1 protein-coding gene is annotated in these 582 nt (G+C 44.8%); it reads left to right on the top strand.

Features of this window, described 5'->3' with window-relative positions:
• Window positions 1-543, top strand: a 543-nt coding sequence (locus AB1L17_RS31470) for a tetratricopeptide repeat protein (RefSeq protein ID WP_412848844.1), incomplete at its 5' end; no start/stop codon positions are given.
• Window positions 544-582 lie beyond the last annotated feature (39 nt).

Below are 582 nucleotides of genomic sequence, written 5' to 3'. Positions count from 1 at the left end.
AATATTTCACTCCTGTTAAAGCAGTTGAGTACCGAGGACAAGAACCCCTGGCTCCATTACCACATGGCATCGGAATATTACCGGGTGAAGCAGTATCAACGTTCGTTTCAGTACGTCAATCGAGCCATTGTGTTATTTCTTTCAGAAGGGGTGACTCCGCCATCTCTTCTCTACAAGTTGAAGTATTCTATTCTGCTTAGTCTCGGAAGCTTCCGTGGTGCGTATCCGGCTATTGAAAAAGCGATTTGTTTGTACCCCGACTACGTGGATCTGCATTTTTATAAAGGTATTCTGTTACATTATTTGGGGAGAACGGAAGAAGCGCTTGAAGCATTCGATCGTTGTCTTGAACTGGGGGATCATCAATGGTCTCATCTGACACAAAAAGGGTTAGGCAGCTTTCAGGCCTGGTATTACAAAGGCATCTGTCTGGAACAATTAAACCGGAAGGAGGCCGCCTATTGCTATGAACAGGTGCTCTTGCTGCACCCTGATCATCAAGAAGCGGCTCAGGCATTTACCCGTTTGCAACAAGATAAATGAATTATGGGAAGCGAATTAGGCACATGACGTTTCAACATT

The organism is Brevibacillus jepli (assembly GCF_047229145.1).
In the GTDB taxonomy this organism is placed as follows: domain Bacteria; phylum Bacillota; class Bacilli; order Brevibacillales; family Brevibacillaceae; genus Brevibacillus.
This window is presented reverse-complemented; position numbering and strand designations above follow the sequence as displayed.